The organism is Corynebacterium sp. NPDC104732 (assembly GCF_055583565.1).
This window is the reverse complement of record NZ_JBVJNS010000016.1, coordinates 12,535-28,247: the sequence shown is the minus strand read 5'-3', so window position 1 is coordinate 28,247 and position 15,713 is coordinate 12,535. Positions and strand designations below refer to the sequence as shown.

Below are 15,713 nucleotides of genomic sequence, written 5' to 3'. Positions count from 1 at the left end.
TCCGCCAGACAACCACTGGCGGTAATCGATGGACAATAAGAAACTGCTGCGCTACGGCGCTATCGCCGCAATCGTCCTGATTATGATGTTCAGCACCGTGTTGCTGACTAGTGATACTCGGGGCTTCCAAAAGGTGGACACCAGCATTGCGCTCAAGGAGCTGGATGCGAAGAACATCAAGGAAGCTCGCATTGATGATCGGGAGCAACGCGTGCGCCTGGAGCTCAAGCAACCAATTAAGGTGCAAGAACGCGAGGGTGTGACCAAGGTCATCGCGGATTATCCTGCACGCACCGCGCCGATGATCTTTGAAAAGGTGCAGGCTTCGGACGCTGAGAAGTACAACACCAAGGTCACCCGAGACACCTTCCTTGGCTCCATGCTGCAGCTTCTGCTGCCAATGCTGCTGTTCTTTGGCCTGATCATGTTTGTCATGACCCGGATGCAGGGCGGCGGCTTCGGCATGTTCGGATTTGGTGGCTCCCGCGCCAAGGAACTGACCAAGGACATGCCGACGAACACCTTCGCGGACGTCGCGGGTGCCGACGAAGCTGTCGATGAACTGCAGGAAATCAAAGACTTCCTGCAGGACCCCTCCCGGTACGAAGCACTCGGTGCGAAGATCCCGCGGGGCGTGCTGCTCTACGGCCCCCCCGGCACGGGTAAAACCCTCCTCGCTCGTGCCGTGGCCGGCGAGGCCGGGGTACCGTTCTACTCGATCTCCGGTTCCGACTTCGTGGAAATGTTCGTCGGTGTCGGTGCTTCCCGTGTCCGTGACCTGTTCAAACAGGCCAAAGAAAATAGCCCGTGCATCATCTTCGTCGACGAAATTGACGCCGTCGGTCGCCAGCGCGGCGCCGGGATGGGCGGTGGCCACGACGAACGCGAACAAACACTGAACCAGCTGCTGGTGGAAATGGACGGCTTCGGCGACCGCCAAGGCGTCATCCTCATGGCCGCCACCAACCGACCGGACATCTTGGACCCAGCGCTGCTGCGCCCCGGTCGCTTCGACCGCCAGATCCCGGTCACCAACCCAGATTTCAAGGGGCGCGAAGCTATCCTGAAAGTTCATGCGAAGGGCAAGCCGTTTGCCAAGGACGTGGACATCACCGCACTGGCAAAGCGCACCGCGGGCATGTCCGGTGCAGACCTGGCCAACGTGCTCAATGAGGCTGCGCTGCTCACCGCCCGCATCGGTGGCAACGTTATTACTGCTGACGCCCTGGAAGAAGCAACCGACCGCGTGATCGGCGGACCGCGACGCTCCTCCAAGGTGATCTCCGAGCACGAGAAGAAGGTCACCGCCTACCACGAGGGCGGCCACACCATCGCCGCCTGGGGCATGAAGAACATCGAGTCGATCTACAAGGTCACCATCCTGGCCCGTGGCAAGACCGGCGGCTTCGCCATGACCGCGCAGGAAGACGACAAGGGCATGTACACCCGCGACGAGCTGTTCGCCCGGATCGTCTTTGCCATGGGCGGGCGCTCCGCAGAAGAACTCGTTTTCGGTGTTCCAACCACTGGCGCCTCCAACGACATCGAACAAGCCACCCGCATCGCCCGCGCCATGATCACCGAGTACGGCATGAGCCCAGAAATCGGCACGGTGAAGTACGGGGAGGAACAGGGAGACCCGTTCTCCGGTCGCGGCGGAGGTGGCATCTTTGACCCGTCGGAAAGCGTGCAGGCCACCATCGACGAGCAGACCCGCTACCTGGTGAACAAAGCCCATCAAGTCGCCTACGACATCCTCCGCGAAAACCGCCACTACCTGGACAAACTGGCGGAGAAGCTGCTGGAGAAGGAAACCCTGCGCCGCCCGGACCTCGAGGTGATTTTCGAAGGGCTGGAGCCACGCGACGCCCTGGAAGTATTCCCAGGAGAATCCGCGAACTTCCCAGCACAGAACGGGTTCGAACCCGTCAAGACCCCAGTGGAACTTGCTATCGAACGCGGCGAGGAACCACCGAAGCGGTTCTCCATCCTCGAAGCATCCCGCGCTGCTCGCGAGAAGCGCCAGAAGGAACTCGAAGCACAGCGGAACATGCCGATGCCACCAGTGGCTCCGGTACCGCCGTCGGAAAGCGGGCGACATGCAGCGCCGGAAGGACCTACCCCCACCTACGGCGGCACCCCACCGCCAGCGGACTGGTCCGCGCCGGGCTGGCCACCACGCGAGGCGAACAATAATCCGTACGCAGGGCCAGAAGCTCCGCATCCGGGATTGCAGCAGTACCCTGCGCCACAGGATGACAAGCCCGAAGAGACCGAGGAAATCGGATTCCGCCTGCCGGACCACGAGCAACCGGACCACGAGCAGCCGGAGAACGAGGAGCGCAAGGATGATTAGCCCTCAGTTCGACCAACAGCGCGCCGAAGCTGCGGTGCGGGAACTGCTCATCGCGGTGGGGGAGGACCCGGACCGGGAGGGGCTGCAGGAAACCCCGGCCCGCGTCGCGCGTGCTTACGCGGAAGTGTTCGCGGGCCTGCATGTAGATCCAACGGAAGTGCTGGCCAAAACCTTCTCCGAGGACCACAGGGAGCTGGTGCTGGTCCGGGACATCCCGATTTACTCCACGTGCGAGCACCACTTGGTGCCGTTCTTCGGAAAAGCGCACATCGGGTACATTCCGGGAGCTTCCGGGAAAGTCACCGGCCTGTCCAAGCTTGCTCGGCTGGTGGACTTGTATGCGAAGCGGCCGCAGGTCCAGGAGCGACTTACCTCGCAGGTCGCTGACGCGCTGATGGACAAGCTTGATGCTCACGCGGTGATCGTCGTGATCGAGTGCGAGCATCTGTGCATGGCCATGCGGGGCATCCGCAAGCCAGGGGCCACTACCACTACGTCCGCGGTGCGGGGCGGGTTCCAAACCAACGCTGCCTCCCGCGCCGAGGTCTTGAGTCTCATTCGGGGTGCCTGATGCGGGTTGCTGATCTGACGATTCCCGGCCGGTGCACCGTCATGGGCATCGTGAACGTGACGGAGGATTCCTTCTCTGATGGGGGTCAGTATGTGGACGTCGATAAGGCGATTGCGCACGCCCACGAGCTGATTGCGGCCGGCGCCGACATTATCGATGTTGGCGGCGAGTCCACTCGGCCAGGCGCAACGCGGGTCCCCGCGGACGTCGAACAGGCCCGTGTGGTGCCCGTCATCAAGGCCTTGGCAGCGGACGGCATCCGCACCTCGGTGGACACGATGCGCGCCAGCGTCGCCGAAGCAGCGGCGGAGGCTGGGGTGAGCCTGCTTAACGACGTCTCAGGCGGCCTCGCTGATCCCGACATGTATCGCGTGATGGCTTCCGCTGACCTTCCCGTTTGCCTCATGCATTGGAAGACCGTGCGGTTTGGCGACGCCGCGGGCCAGGCCCACGCCACCGGCGATGTGGTGACAGATGTGCGCCGGGTGTTCGACATCCTGGTGGACAACGCCCTGACCGCCGGAGTAAAAGCCGATCAGATCACGCTGGATCCGGGCCTCGGCTTCGCGAAATCCGCGGCCGATAACTGGGCTCTGCTGAAAGCCTTACCGAGCTTCATCGCCGGCGAATATCCCATCTTGGTCGGAGCTTCCCGGAAACGCTTCCTCGCCCAGGTGCGCCGGGATCGAGGCCTAGACGTGGCTTCCCCCGTGGAGGCCGATCCTGCGACCGCCGCAGTGACCGCCATTGCCGCCCAGCTGGGCGCCTGGTGCGTGCGCGTGCATGAGGTCGGTGTCTCGCGCGACGCTGTGGACGTGGCCGCCCGCTGGAACCAAGGAGCGTAAATGGCAGACCGCATCGAGCTCAAAGGCCTCAAATGCTACGGCTACCACGGGGTGCTGGAAGAAGAGAAGGCCACCGGGCAGAACTTTTACGTTGATGCCACCTGCTGGCTGGACTGCGCCCCCGCGGCAGCCACTGATGACCTCACCCAGACCCTGAATTACGCGGAGCTCGCCGAGGTTATTCACGGTATTGTTACGGGTCAGCCACGCGATTTGATCGAAGCCGTCGCGGCGGAGATCGCAGACACCGTCATGGCGCGGTATGAGCTGCTGCACGCCGTGGAGATCACGATCCATAAGCCTGATGCTCCGATTCCGCTGCCGTTCGCGGACGTTGCCGTGGTCGCCCGCAGATCCCGGAGGAAATAGGATGCGCGCCGTTTTGTCCATCGGATCCAATATGGCGGATCGCTATGCGCTACTGCGCAGCGCCTACGATTACTTCGCCGCGGACCTCGTCGCCTCCTCCAGCATCTATGCCACGCCACCGTGGGGCGGGGTGGAGCAAGACGAGTTCCTCAACGCCATCTTGATCATCGACACCGAGCTCAGCCCGATGGAACTCCTCGCGGCCGCGCATGAGATTGAGGAAGCGGGGGAGAGGCGTCGTGAAGTGCGCTGGGGCCCGCGCACCCTCGACGTGGACATTGTGCAGTGCCTTGACGACGCCGTGGAACAAATCTCAACCGACCCCGTCCTCACCCTCCCACACCCCTATGCGCACAAGCGGGCCTTCGTCCTGGTGCCGTGGCTGGAAGCGGACCCCCAAGCCACCCTCCGCGGCGTCCCCATTAGCGAGTACCTCGCAGCGATCAGCCCGGACAATGTGGCTGAGGTGCGGAAAGTCGGTGAATTTTCATGAAGTCCACCAGCATCACCGCGCTGATCTTCTCCGGGGTGGTCGTTGCCTGCGCAACAGCCATCCTCACCTGGGGATTCTATGGCTTGTTGCCTGCGACCGCGGCGAGCGCGTCGGTGACGCTGTGGCTCCTTACCCTGGTGTGTTTGGTGCTGGCCTGGCGGATCCGGGAACGTAAAGACGCTGGGAAGATCGGCATGGACCGCTCGCAGTTAAGTCCGTTGCTGGCGGCGCAGTTTCTGGTTATCGCTAAGGCCTCTGCATGGACTGGGGCGCTGGTGGGTGGCGCGTACCTTGGGATCGCCATGTATGTGCTCCCTCGGGCCGCGGACCTCGTCGCCGCAGCCGAAGATGTTCCTGGGGTGATTGCATCCACGCTGGGCGGAATCGCCCTCAGCGCTGCTGGAGTTTATCTAGAAAGAAACTGCGAGACGCCTCCGCCTACCGACGGTGAACCCGCATAACAGGTAGATTGAATAAGCATGAGTGACGATCCAATGACCCAACCTGCGGAAGAGACCAACACCACCGACAAAACCCAGATCATGCTGGTGGCGTTGGTTGTGCTTGCCGTGGTGGCGAGCGTCGTCATGCTTTTCTCCAATAGCGCAGCAGCAATGAAAGTGGCGGTGCTGGCGGCACTGTGGGCAGCCTTCCTCGGCCTGTTCCTGGTGGCCAAGTACCGGCGCATCGCCACCGAAGAACGTGCGCGTGCAGAAGAGGAACGAGAAAAACTCGCTGCTGAGCTCCGCGCCGAACAAGCAGAACTCGCAGTAGAAAACGCCATCTCTGCTTCTGCACAAGACACCGAACTCTTGCAGGACATCCGCGCCCAACTTGGCGAACTACGCCAACAGCTGGAGGAACTCTCCGGTCGGGAATTCGGGTATGAACCAGCAACCCTCACGGCCGAAGCCTCCCGAATCCGGGAACTTGAAACCGCAACCGACGAGGCGCTGACCGAAACCATCCCAGCAGTGGAGGAATCACCAGTCGAGGCAACTGTGGAACCTTCTGATGATACTTCTGGCGCCTCTCGCTTCGATACCGGCTCCTTCGCCACCGTAAAACTGGACACCCCTGCCGCGGTACCAACCCCAGAACCGGAATCACACGGCCGTCGCCGTCGTGATGAAAACAAAGATTCGATCTCTGTTGCAGAGCTGCTCGCAAACCTGAAGAAGAACAAGTAACTTTCCGCTGAGGAGAACATTCACTTGGCCGCACTAAGCCCACGGTTACGGGTAGCTGACACGAGTCGCCTCTCGGAGTTGGCGCGTCGATTGAGTCAAGCAGGACACCATGTGGGGGAGGCGACCTCGTGGGAGGACCTGGCCAAGTTTGATCTGATCATCATTTCAGAGCCGGCGGAATATGTCCCAGAGGCTGTACAGCGCTTGGAACCATTAGTTTCATCGCGACAGATCGTGATTCACACCGCGGTGGAGTTAGGCGCCGAACCACTTATTGACCTGCCCGCCCTGGGCATAGCCATGGCGTGCTTTGGAGACGACTTCATCGTGGATACCTGCGATGAAATCAGTCAGGCCGTGGCGGAAGTCCTCGTGGCCGAGATGCATGGCAGCGTGTGGGCCGTTTCAGATGAAGAACGCCCTGACTTAGCCAGGGCGTTGAAAATAGCTGCTGAAGCGAATGCACTGAAACTTCAGGCGCTGCGTAGCGTGTCCAGCGAAGCGGCGCGAAACATTGTCATCCGCCAGCTGGGAGGGTGGTAGGTTACCCCAGACAGTGGTGCCGGGAGCAACCCTTAAGGTTTAGGCTTCCTTAGGCTTCGACGCCAACTTTGCCCTTCTTAGGCCACACCACAACTACTGCTGGGCGTGGGACAGCGTTGCCACCGTCTGGCCAGTGGATTGCTGGCTTGTCCGCGGAGGCGTCGTCACCTTCGCCTGGGTGCTGGACGTTGACCATGACGCGCTCGTCGGTGACGATCGGGCCACAGGTCTCAGCGCCCTTCGGGACGGTGAGGAAGCACTTGAGCTCGCCACGGTGGTCACCCGGCTCAACAGCGCAGGCGTACAGTCCGTCGTTGGACTTGAGTGCGTTGCCGTCGGTGGAGATCCACAGGTTGCCGTGGGAATCGAAGGCGAGGTTGTCTGGGCAGGAAATTGGGGAGACCTTTTCCTTGTCGAAGCCACCGAAGTAGGTGTAGGCCTCCTTCGGATCGCCACAGACGAGCAGCAGGTTCCAGGTGAAGTTTTCCCCAGCGTGGTCATCGTCCATTTCCAGGACCAGACCGTTCTTGTTTTCCTTGATCGGAGCGACTTCTTCGACTCCTGGGTAGTTCTTGCCCTCTTCGACTGCGCCACGGTACTTGTTGTTGGTCAGCGCGACGTAGACCAGGCCGGTCTTTGGAGAGACTTCGACGTCCTCTGGGCGGTCCATCTTGGTGGCTTCGACCTTGTCGGCAGCGAGGCGGGTCCACACAGCAACCTCGTCTGGCTTCATGCCGTCCACGTGGGATTCAGCGGAGCCGTCTTCCTTGGAGGTCAGGAGCTTGACCCAGGTGCCCTTGCCGTCGAATGCGCCGTCCTTAGGGAGCTGGCCGGAGCCGTCGATCTCGTCCTTAGGGGAGTTGCCCTCGAACTTGGCTACGTACAGGGTGCCTTCGTCCAGGATCTTGAGGTTGTTTTCCTTGTCGCCTTCTTTGAACTTGCGCGTGGAGACGAACTTGTACAGGTAGTCATTGCGCTCGTCGTCACCGGAGTAGCAGACGACGGTGCCGTCGGAGGTGATGTGGATGTTGCCGGCCTCGTGCTTGAAGCGGCCCACGGCGGTGTGCTTGATCGGGGTGGAGGTTGGATCCATTGGGTCGATCTCTACCAGCCAGCCGAAGCGGTTTGGTTCGTTAGGGGTCTTGGACACGTCGAAGCGGTCGTCGAAACGCTCCCACTTGCGCTCGGATGCGTCGCCCTTGATGCCGAAGCGCTTGAGCTTCTTCTTGGCGTCTTCGTCGGAAAGCTGGTTGGCGTTGCCGAAGTACTGGTCGAAGTTTTCTTCGCCGGAGAGCATGGTGCCCCATGGGGTGATGCCGCCGGAGCAGTTGTTGAGGGTACCCAGGACGGTCTTGCCCTCTGGGTCCGCGGCGGTCTTGAGTAGGTCGGATCCAGCTGCTGGGCCAGTGACCTTGAATGGGGTGGTGCCCGTGATGCGACGGTTGAGCTTACCGAATTCGCGCTTCAGCTCGCCCGAGCCCTCAACCTTGGATACTTCGAGGATGGTGTGGCCGTGCGCCGCGAGACCGATCTTGAACTGGTCCTCGGTTGGGTTTTCTGGGTCGTAGCCCTTGAACATGTTCGGCTCGGTGGAGTACTCGTGGGAGCACACGTAGACCATGCGGTTGCTGTCTTCAGGGTGGTCCAGCAGGCCGGCGAAGTCATTGTTGAAGCCGAACTGCTTCTCGGCTGCCTCTGGGGTCTGGTTGTCGACGTCGAACTCAGGCGCGCCCTCGATCACTGGATCGCCCCACGCGATCAGGACCTTCTGCTCGTAGCCTTCTGGGATCTTCACCTCCTTTTCGGTGTTCGCTTCGACCGGAGTGAACTGCATGCCCGGCAGGGACTTGGCCTGGTCTTTCTTCGCGGAGGAGGAAGCAGAACCCGTGGTTTCAGCATTACCGGAGTCGCTATCAGAGGAGCATGCTGCGAGGGCAGAAGCGCCACCGACGGCCAAGACAGTTACCGCACCGGCCTTCAACGCGGAACGACGCGTGATGTCGCCGAAGTACTCGTTATTCGATTCGTTGGCGCACTCGCCGAAGCAGGCATTACCGCACTTGTAGGTGCAGGTCTGCTTGGTGCGACTAGAAGTGAACAGGTTGAAACCCTTAAGTCCCACGGTGGGGCCTCCATTTTCTTACGCGGTTTATGGGGTGAGCGGATACAGACTTTAGGTAAGCAGAGTTGCAGCAATTGAGAATCGGAGTTACGCCTAAGTGAATTTTCTGTGAAATAACGGGGCATTAGCGTGTGTGGAGCGGGGCGTCGAAAAGCTGGCACAAAGAGTGAGGTGTTTCCAGGTACCACTATGGACTACGCTTAATAGCCGTGACTGACGCTAAGAAGACTCAAAATGCCAATGAAGACCTCCCAGAGCAGCTGCGCATCCGACGTGAAAAGCGCCAGCGTCTGCTGGACGCAGGTACCGACGCGTACCCCGTCGTTGTCGACCGCACCACCTCCATCAAGGATGTGCGTGCAAAGTACAACGTGGTCACCGAAGGCACTGAGCCTATCGACGGCGTGGTGAACCTCCAAGTAGGGGAGGAAACCCAAGACGAAGTAGCCATCGCAGGCCGCGTCATTTTCGTGCGCAACACCGGAAAGCTGTGCTTTGCTTCCATCCAGGAAGGTGACGGCACCCGCATCCAGGCCATGCTCTCCCTCGCAGAAGTCGGCGAAGAGCGCCTGGTCGCCTGGAAGTCCGATGTTGACCTGGGTGACTTCGTCTCCGTTCGTGGTCGTGTGATCGCCTCCAAGCGCGGCGAGCTCTCCGTTATGGCTTCCTCCTGGGCAATGGCAGCGAAGTCTCTGCGTCCGCTGCCCGTCGCTTTTGCGGACATGTCCGAAGACACTCGCGTGCGTCACCGCTACACCGACCTCATCATGCGCGAGGCCGCTCGCGAGAATGCCATGACCCGTATCAAGGTCATGCGCGCGCTGCGTAACTTCCTGGAGTCCGAAGGCTTCCTCGAAGTGGAGACCCCAATGCTGCAAACCCTGCACGGTGGCGCCGCAGCCCGCCCATTCCAGACCCACTCAAACGCACTTGACATCGACCTTTACCTGCGCATCGCCCCTGAGCTTTACCTCAAGCGCTGCGTCGTCGGTGGCATGGAGCGCGTCTTCGAAGTCAACCGCAACTTCCGCAACGAAGGCGTGGACTCCTCCCACTCCCCAGAATTCGCCATGCTCGAGACCTACCAGGCCTGGGGCACCTACGACGACGGCGCCGACCTGATCAAGCGGCTCGTCCAGTCCGTCGCCATGGAGGTGTTCGGCACCCTCGAGGTCACGCTTGCCGACGGCACCACCTACGATCTCGGTGGCGAGTGGAAGCAGATCGAGATGTACCCATCTCTCAACGAGGCCCTGCAGCGCAAATTCCCTGGCCAGCCAGAAGTCACTATCTCCAGCTCGGTTGAGGAACTGAAATCCATCGCCTCCGTGATTGGCCTGGACGTTCCCGCAAAGGGCGGTTGGGGCCACGGCAAACTCGTGGAAGAGATCTGGGAGCACCTGTGCGAAGACCAGCTCTACGGGCCAATCTTCGTACGGGACTTCCCAGTTGAAACCTCGCCATTGACGAGGCAACACCGCTCCAAGCCGGGCGTAACCGAAAAGTGGGACCTGTACGTCCGTGGCTTCGAGCTGGCTACCGGCTACTCCGAACTCGTTGACCCAGTCATTCAGCGCGAACGCTTCGAAGATCAGGCACGCCTGGCCGCCGGTGGCGACGACGAAGCCATGGTCCTCGACGAAGACTTCCTCACCGCCATGGAACAGGGCATGCCACCGACCTCCGGTAACGGCATGGGCATCGACCGTCTCCTCATGGCCCTCACCGGCCTGGGCATCCGCGAGACCGTGCTGTTCCCGATGGTGAAGCCAGAAGGTTAAGTACAGAAACAGGGGCTTCAGAAAACTCTGAAGCCCCTGTTCATCGCGTCGCCTATAGGGCGATCACGCCCACGATCGCGGCGTTCAACATGTTGGTGCAAAAGCCGGCAAATAGCGCTTTGACGCCTAGCTCAGCGACCTCCGAGCGCCTCTCGGGAACGAGCGCGCCGAAAGATCCAATCTGAATGGCGATGGAGGAAAGGTTGGCAAAGCCAGCCAGAGCGAAAGACGTAAGCATGATGGACTTAGGGCTGAGATTGGCCACGTGCTCGGAAAACGAGGTGTAGCCGACGAATTCGTTGATGATGGTCTTCTCACCGATGAAGGAGCCGACCAGTCCGGCTTCGTGCCACGGCACACCGATTGCCCAGGCAAGTGGGGCGAACAACAGGCCGAACAAGCCCTCGAGAGACCAGCCTTCTTGACCGAACATCGAGCCCACTCCGCCAATAATGGCCGAAAGCATAGCGATCGTGGCAACGAAGGCGATGAGCAGGCATGCGACGGTGACCGCGATTCGCCCGCCCGAAAGCGCACCGGCACCAATTGCGTCGATTACGTTCTTCGAGTTTTCATCGCGCATTTGTGTGACGTTCGCATTTACTTTTGACTCCTCCGTCTCCGGCATGAGTGCTTTGGCTACCATTAGTGAGGCAGGGGCATTCATGACGGAGGCGGCGAGCAAGTAGGGCAGCGGTGCTCCCAACAGGGAATACCCGACCAGCGTGGAGCCTGCGACCGACGCGAAACCCCCGGACATACAGGCGAAGAGCTCGGAACGAGTAAGTTGTGGCAGCCAAGGACGGATAACGAGTGGGGCCTCAGATTGGCCGAGGAAAATTACTGTCGCAGCCCAGACAGATTCCACTTTCGAGGTTCCGAGTACTTTGTTGAGTGCGGTTCCGACGATTTCCACGAACCACTGCAGGATGCGCAGATAGTACAGTGCGCCGATGATGGCGCCCAGGAAGATAATCACAGGCAGTACGTTGAGCGCGAAGATGAATCCGACATTGTTGCCGAAGAGTGGTCCAAAAACGAAGGAGGTGCCTTCGTTGGTGTAATTAATGAGTTTTTCAATGGAACCAGCCGTCGCTTTGAGCGCCTGGAAACCCGGTTCCCACTTCAGTACGAGCAGGGCAAAGGCAATCTGGAGGGTTAGCCCTACGCCCAGGATGCGCCAATTGATGCGTCTGCGATTGTTTGACAAGGCAAATAGAACTAGGAAAATCAGTGCGATACCAATGAGGCCCTGGAAGCGTTCCATGGTCTATGCCTCTTTCTCTGCTGGGAGATGATCGGGACCGAAGGAATAGGGGAGGAGGCTTTCAAAATCGATGCTTAGCGGTTCATGATTGTCGTCTTCGACGATGACCCGCTTCGTGTTGAATTCTCGGAGCACCTGCCGGCAGGCACCACATGGCCAGCATGGCGCAGCCTTGAGGCCGACGATAGCAATAGCCTCGATTACTCTTTCGGAGGAGGTAGAGGTGCTGGCAACCATAGTGGTCGCCGCATTGCGCTCTGCGCATAACGTAAGTCCGTAGCTAGCGTTTTCGACATTGCATCCCGTGAATACTGCGCCATCCGTAGTGAGCAACGCGGCTCCTACGGGAAAACGGCTATAAGGGGCATAGGCATGATGCGCAGCGTCCCGCGCTAAGGCGAGTAATTCTGCATCGCTGGTCATGAGCGAATCCTTTCCATGAACCGCCAGGTGCTCGTGGCTGCTCAACCACAAGCGAGCCACATAACATTTGATAAAGCTTCCATTGACATATGTTCTATCTTATGATGTTAATTGTCACAGGGTTCCAATACAAGAGGTGAGATTACAGCAGCCCCATGGGAGTGATGATCCTCACCAGATATTTGTCGTGGGGCAGAAAGGAAGCAGAAATGGCCACAACTTTTGATGTCGTCGACATCATTCGCACCAAGAGGGACGGGGGTGAGCTCTCCACGGAACAGATCAACTGGGTAATCGATGCATACACGCGCGGGATTGTGGGCGATGAGCAAATGGCTGCTCTGAACATGGCAATCTTCATTCGGGACATGAATCGTCGCGAGATCGTCGACTGGACGCAAGCCATGATCAACTCCGGTGAACGGATGGATTTCAGCTCTTTGAGCAAGCCCACGACAGACAAGCACTCCACCGGCGGGGTGGGAGACAAAGTCACCCTTCCGCTCGGCCCGTTGGTCTCATCCTTCGGGGTCGCCGTGCCACAGCTCTCCGGTCGAGGCCTCGGGCACACGGGAGGAACGCTGGACAAACTGGAAGCGATCCCAGGCTGGAAAGCTGACATGTCTAATGCGCGCATGATGGAGATTCTGGAAGATAGTGGGGCAGTGGTCGCAGCTGCGGGTTCCGGCCTGGCTCCGGCCGATAAGAAGATCTACGCATTGCGCGACATCACCGCGACTGTAGACTGCATTCCGCTGATCGCTTCCTCCATCATGAGTAAGAAGATCGCAGAGGGTACGTCCTCTCTCGTGCTCGACGTTAAGGTTGGCTCGGGAGCGTTCATGAAGGATCTGGATCAAGCGCGAGCTCTCGCACAAACCATGGTTGACCTGGGGCACGATGCTGGGGTTCAAACCCGTGCGCTGCTCACAGACATGTCGACTCCGCTCGGCAAGAAGATCGGCAACGGCCTCGAGGTGGAGGAATCGATTGAAGTACTCCAGGGCGGTGGGCCTAGCGATTTGGTCGAAATCACCTGCGAGTTGGCGCGACACATGCTCGATCTAGCGGGTGTGCATGATGCTGACGTGGAGACTGCACTCAAGGACGGTCGAGCAATGGACTCCTGGCGCAGGATGATCAAGGCGCAGGGCGGAGACCCAGATGCCAAGCTCGCCCGAGCTCCCCACACTTACGAGGTTCTAGCGGAAAAAGAAGGAACAGTGCAACAGTTGGATGCTCTGGCATTGGGCGTGGGTAGCTGGCGTCTTGGCGCGGGGCGCGCCCGGAAGGAAGATCCAGTGCAGGCCACCGCTGGCATCGAGATTCATGTGGATTTGGGGCAGCGCGTGACCAAGGGGCACAAGCTGCTGACGCTGCACACCGAAACTCCTGAGCGCTTCGAGCATGCCCTCAACTCGATCTTGCCAGGCATTGTGATTGGTGAGGCAGCTGCTCCCGAGCGGAGGATCATCCTCGACCGTATTGTATGACAGGCCACTTGGTGTCCCCTTGACGTGTGCATCTCACAGGCCTAAAGTTAACAACAGATTAACCAATCAGGGTTGTTACTCCTAGAATCCTTCGAGGCAAGACCTGAGACATGGAGCGTCGGACAATGTGTTCGGTGCCTTGTGTCTCGGGTCTTTTTTGTATGCAGCGGGGAAGCTACAGAGCAGCCCTAGTGACAAAGTTAAGGAGTGATTACCGGTGAGCATGACTCGGCAAGAGACTGCGCGGGCCATTCTTGATGGCATCGGTGGCGCCGACAACATTGCGTCGTTTAGCCACTGTGCTACTCGGCTTCGTTTTGAGCTGCGAGATGCCAAGAAGGCTGACAAGGCGAAGCTGGAGTCCATCAGGAAAGTGATGGGTGCTGTCCCACAAGGCGGCAACTACTACCAGGTTGTGATCGGTGGCGACGTCGCTACCGTGTACGACGACATGAACGCTCTGCCAGAGATGAAGGGTGTGCAGGCGAAGTCCGATGCCGAGGTGAAGGCTGAGCAGCGGGCAAAGGCGAAGGGTAAGCTGCCTTGGCTGGACGCGTTCTTCGAGTACCTGTCTGATTCCTTCCGCCCAATCCTGGGTGTGTTGCTTGGTGCATCGCTGATTATTGCGTTTGCTGCAGTTTTGGACGCATTGGGAGTCGTTGATTTCCGTGCTGAGGACAAGCCGATTTCTTGGGTCTTCGTCGACGCAATGTGGCGCAGCGTGTTCTACTTCCTGCCGGTGATGGTTGCGTTTAACGCTGGTAAGAAACTGCGCATCGATCCATGGGTTACGGGCTCGATTATGTTTGCGCTGCTCACCCCGGAGTTCATGGCGCTGTCCGAGCACACATCCACCGTCTGTACCACCAACGATGCACTGGGCACCGAAACCTGTAAGGCCACCATTTTCGGCCTGCCAATGTTGCTGCAGGGCTACGGCGGTAACGTCTTCGTGCCACTGATCATGGCTGCTGTCGCCGCTGCTGCTTACAAGTTCTTCCAGAAGATCATTCCTTCCGCCGTACACATGGTGTTCGTGCCATTCCTCACCCTCGTTGTGATGATCCCACTGACGGCGTTCCTCATCGGCCCATTCGGCGTCTGGCTCGGTAACGAAATCGGCATTGGTCTGTCCTGGATGAACACCAACGCACCGTTCGTGTTCGCAATCCTCATCCCGATGCTGTACCCATTCCTGGTGCCGCTGGGCCTGCACTGGCCACTCAACGCTCTGATGCTGGTCAACATCAACACCTTGGGCTACGACTTCATCCAAGGCCCAATGGGCGCCTGGAACTTCGCCTGCTTCGGTGCTACCGCTGGTGTGCTCTTCCTGTCGCTGCGTGACCGCGACACTGAAATGCGCCAGACCTCTGCTTCTGCACTGGCCGCAGGCCTGCTCGGTGGTATCTCTGAGCCTTCCCTCTACGGTATTCACCTCCGCTTCAAGCGCATCTACCCACGTATGCTCGTCGGATGTTTTGCAGGTGGCTTGACCATCGCAGTTCTGGGCATGGCTTCCAATGGTGTTAAGACCTCGGCATTCGTCTTCACCTCGCTGATCACCATCCCAGTGTTCAGCCCAATGCTCACCTACGCTGCCGCCATCGCCGTCGCATTCTTCGTGGCATTCACGCTGATCGTCATCACTGACTACCGCACCCCAGAAGAGAAGGCAGATGCTTTGGCACGCATCGCTGCAGCCAAGGCAGAGCCAGCAGCTCCTGCAGAACCAGTAGCTCCTGCAGCGCAGCCGGTAGCAGCCCCAGCTGGTGGCGTCGGTACGCTCACGAAGGTTGCTACTCTGGCAGCACCTGTCGCTGGCCAGGTCGTGGACATGAAGGATCTGAGTGACGCAGCCTTCGCCTCCGGGGCGCTCGGCACCGGCCTGGGCATCAAGCCAACCGAGTCCACCGTGGTCTCCCCAATCGAAGGCACCGTGATCACCGCGATGAAGACCGGCCACGCCTACGGCCTGAAGACCGACGACGGGGTGGAAGTCTTGGTCCACATCGGCATCGACACCGTGAAGATGAAGGGCGAGGGGTTCACCCAGCTGGCTAAGAAGGGCGATCGGGTGACCGTCGGCCAGCCACTGGCTGAGGTTGACTTCGCAGCCGTCACCGCCGCTGGGTACGACGACACCGTCATCATGACCGTCACCAACACCAAGAAGTTCGGTGGTGTCTCCCCAGTACCAGCGGGCCCAGTATCTGCCGGTGACACGGTGGTAACAGTTTCTTAACAAAGGGGCTGCACT

Annotated in this window: 14 protein-coding genes; 11 read left to right on the top strand and 3 right to left on the bottom strand. The window is 59.7% G+C overall.

Annotated features, from left to right (window positions below):
• Positions 1-28 precede the first annotated feature (28 nt).
• The 8 genes from ftsH to ACZ6ZO_RS10485 are packed head-to-tail and all read left to right on the top strand — an operon-like array spanning position 29 to position 6,367.
• Positions 29-2,356 carry an ATP-dependent zinc metalloprotease FtsH gene (ftsH, locus tag ACZ6ZO_RS10520; protein WP_465292497.1) on the top strand — a complete coding sequence of 776 codons (2,328 nt, stop codon included), beginning with the start codon at positions 29-31 and terminating at the stop codon, positions 2,354-2,356.
• Positions 2,349-2,927 (top strand): GTP cyclohydrolase I FolE, encoded by a 579-nt coding sequence (folE, locus tag ACZ6ZO_RS10515; protein WP_182385388.1) that lies wholly within the window; start codon positions 2,349-2,351, stop codon positions 2,925-2,927. Before ftsH ends, folE begins: the two co-directional genes overlap by 8 nt.
• Positions 2,927-3,772, top strand: a complete 846-nt coding sequence (gene folP / locus ACZ6ZO_RS10510; protein WP_182385389.1) for a dihydropteroate synthase — start codon at positions 2,927-2,929, stop codon at positions 3,770-3,772. The genes folE and folP overlap by 1 nt, the downstream gene beginning before the upstream one ends.
• Complete coding sequence (gene folB / locus ACZ6ZO_RS10505) at positions 3,773-4,141, top strand: dihydroneopterin aldolase (protein ID WP_465292494.1); 369 nt, start codon at positions 3,773-3,775, stop codon at positions 4,139-4,141.
• A 1-nt stretch (position 4,142) separates the two neighbouring features.
• The gene (gene folK, locus ACZ6ZO_RS10500) at positions 4,143-4,634 is read left to right on the top strand and encodes a 2-amino-4-hydroxy-6-hydroxymethyldihydropteridine diphosphokinase (RefSeq protein ID WP_465292492.1); all 492 of its coding nucleotides are present in this window, start codon (positions 4,143-4,145) and stop codon (positions 4,632-4,634) included.
• Positions 4,631-5,095 carry a DUF3180 domain-containing protein gene (locus tag ACZ6ZO_RS10495; RefSeq protein ID WP_465292490.1) on the top strand — a complete coding sequence of 155 codons (465 nt, stop codon included), beginning with the start codon at positions 4,631-4,633 and terminating at the stop codon, positions 5,093-5,095. The genes folK and ACZ6ZO_RS10495 overlap by 4 nt, the downstream gene beginning before the upstream one ends.
• An 18-nt stretch (positions 5,096-5,113) precedes the next feature.
• The gene (locus tag ACZ6ZO_RS10490) at positions 5,114-5,824 is read left to right on the top strand and encodes a DUF6779 domain-containing protein (RefSeq protein WP_465292488.1); all 711 of its coding nucleotides are present in this window, start codon (positions 5,114-5,116) and stop codon (positions 5,822-5,824) included.
• Between the two features lie 24 nt (positions 5,825-5,848).
• Positions 5,849-6,367, top strand: a complete 519-nt coding sequence (locus ACZ6ZO_RS10485; RefSeq protein WP_208768083.1) for a hypothetical protein — start codon at positions 5,849-5,851, stop codon at positions 6,365-6,367.
• 49 nt (positions 6,368-6,416) lie between these two features.
• Here ACZ6ZO_RS10485 and ACZ6ZO_RS10480 read toward each other — a convergent pair whose 3' ends face one another.
• Positions 6,417-8,489 carry a PhoX family protein gene (locus ACZ6ZO_RS10480; protein ID WP_465292486.1) on the bottom strand — a complete coding sequence of 691 codons (2,073 nt, stop codon included), beginning with the start codon at positions 8,487-8,489 and terminating at the stop codon, positions 6,417-6,419.
• A 209-nt stretch (positions 8,490-8,698) separates the two neighbouring features.
• Between ACZ6ZO_RS10480 and lysS the strand changes: the two genes are divergently transcribed.
• Positions 8,699-10,270 (top strand): lysine--tRNA ligase, encoded by a 1,572-nt coding sequence (lysS, locus tag ACZ6ZO_RS10475; protein ID WP_182385395.1) that lies wholly within the window; start codon positions 8,699-8,701, stop codon positions 10,268-10,270.
• Positions 10,271-10,322: 52 nt separating this feature from the next.
• Here lysS and ACZ6ZO_RS10470 read toward each other — a convergent pair whose 3' ends face one another.
• A complete protein-coding gene (locus ACZ6ZO_RS10470; RefSeq protein WP_465292483.1) occupies positions 10,323-11,537 on the bottom strand; it encodes a NupC/NupG family nucleoside CNT transporter in 1,215 nt (404 codons plus the stop codon).
• Positions 11,538-11,540: 3 nt separating this feature from the next.
• The gene (locus tag ACZ6ZO_RS10465; RefSeq protein WP_465292528.1) at positions 11,541-12,011 is read right to left on the bottom strand and encodes a cytidine deaminase; all 471 of its coding nucleotides are present in this window, start codon (positions 12,009-12,011) and stop codon (positions 11,541-11,543) included.
• Positions 12,012-12,169: 158 nt separating this feature from the next.
• On the opposite strand from ACZ6ZO_RS10465, the gene ACZ6ZO_RS10460 reads away from it, so the two are divergent.
• Positions 12,170-13,453, top strand: a complete 1,284-nt coding sequence (locus tag ACZ6ZO_RS10460; protein WP_465292481.1) for a thymidine phosphorylase — start codon at positions 12,170-12,172, stop codon at positions 13,451-13,453.
• A gap of 223 nt (positions 13,454-13,676) precedes the next feature.
• Positions 13,677-15,698 (top strand): glucose PTS transporter subunit IIA, encoded by a 2,022-nt coding sequence (locus ACZ6ZO_RS10455; protein WP_465292526.1) that lies wholly within the window; start codon positions 13,677-13,679, stop codon positions 15,696-15,698.
• The last annotated feature ends 15 nt before the right edge of the window (positions 15,699-15,713 follow it).

Excerpts from the sequence above, each read along its gene's own strand:
- ACZ6ZO_RS10495 (WP_465292490.1), top strand. The coding sequence starts at position 4,631 with ATGAAGTCCACCAGCATCACCGCGCTGATCTTCTCCGGGGTGGTCGTT.
- folB (WP_465292494.1), top strand. The coding sequence starts at position 3,773 with ATGGCAGACCGCATCGAGCTCAAAGGCCTCAAATGCTACGGCTACCAC.
- folP (WP_182385389.1), top strand. The coding sequence starts at position 2,927 with ATGCGGGTTGCTGATCTGACGATTCCCGGCCGGTGCACCGTCATGGGC.
- ACZ6ZO_RS10455 (WP_465292526.1), top strand. The coding sequence starts at position 13,677 with ATGACTCGGCAAGAGACTGCGCGGGCCATTCTTGATGGCATCGGTGGC.
- ACZ6ZO_RS10470 (WP_465292483.1), bottom strand. The coding sequence starts at position 11,537 with ATGGAACGCTTCCAGGGCCTCATTGGTATCGCACTGATTTTCCTAGTT.
- ACZ6ZO_RS10490 (WP_465292488.1), top strand. The coding sequence starts at position 5,114 with ATGAGTGACGATCCAATGACCCAACCTGCGGAAGAGACCAACACCACC.
- ACZ6ZO_RS10460 (WP_465292481.1), top strand. The coding sequence starts at position 12,170 with ATGGCCACAACTTTTGATGTCGTCGACATCATTCGCACCAAGAGGGAC.
- ftsH (WP_465292497.1), top strand. The coding sequence starts at position 29 with ATGGACAATAAGAAACTGCTGCGCTACGGCGCTATCGCCGCAATCGTC.
- folK (WP_465292492.1), top strand. The coding sequence starts at position 4,143 with ATGCGCGCCGTTTTGTCCATCGGATCCAATATGGCGGATCGCTATGCG.
- folE (WP_182385388.1), top strand. The coding sequence starts at position 2,349 with ATGATTAGCCCTCAGTTCGACCAACAGCGCGCCGAAGCTGCGGTGCGG.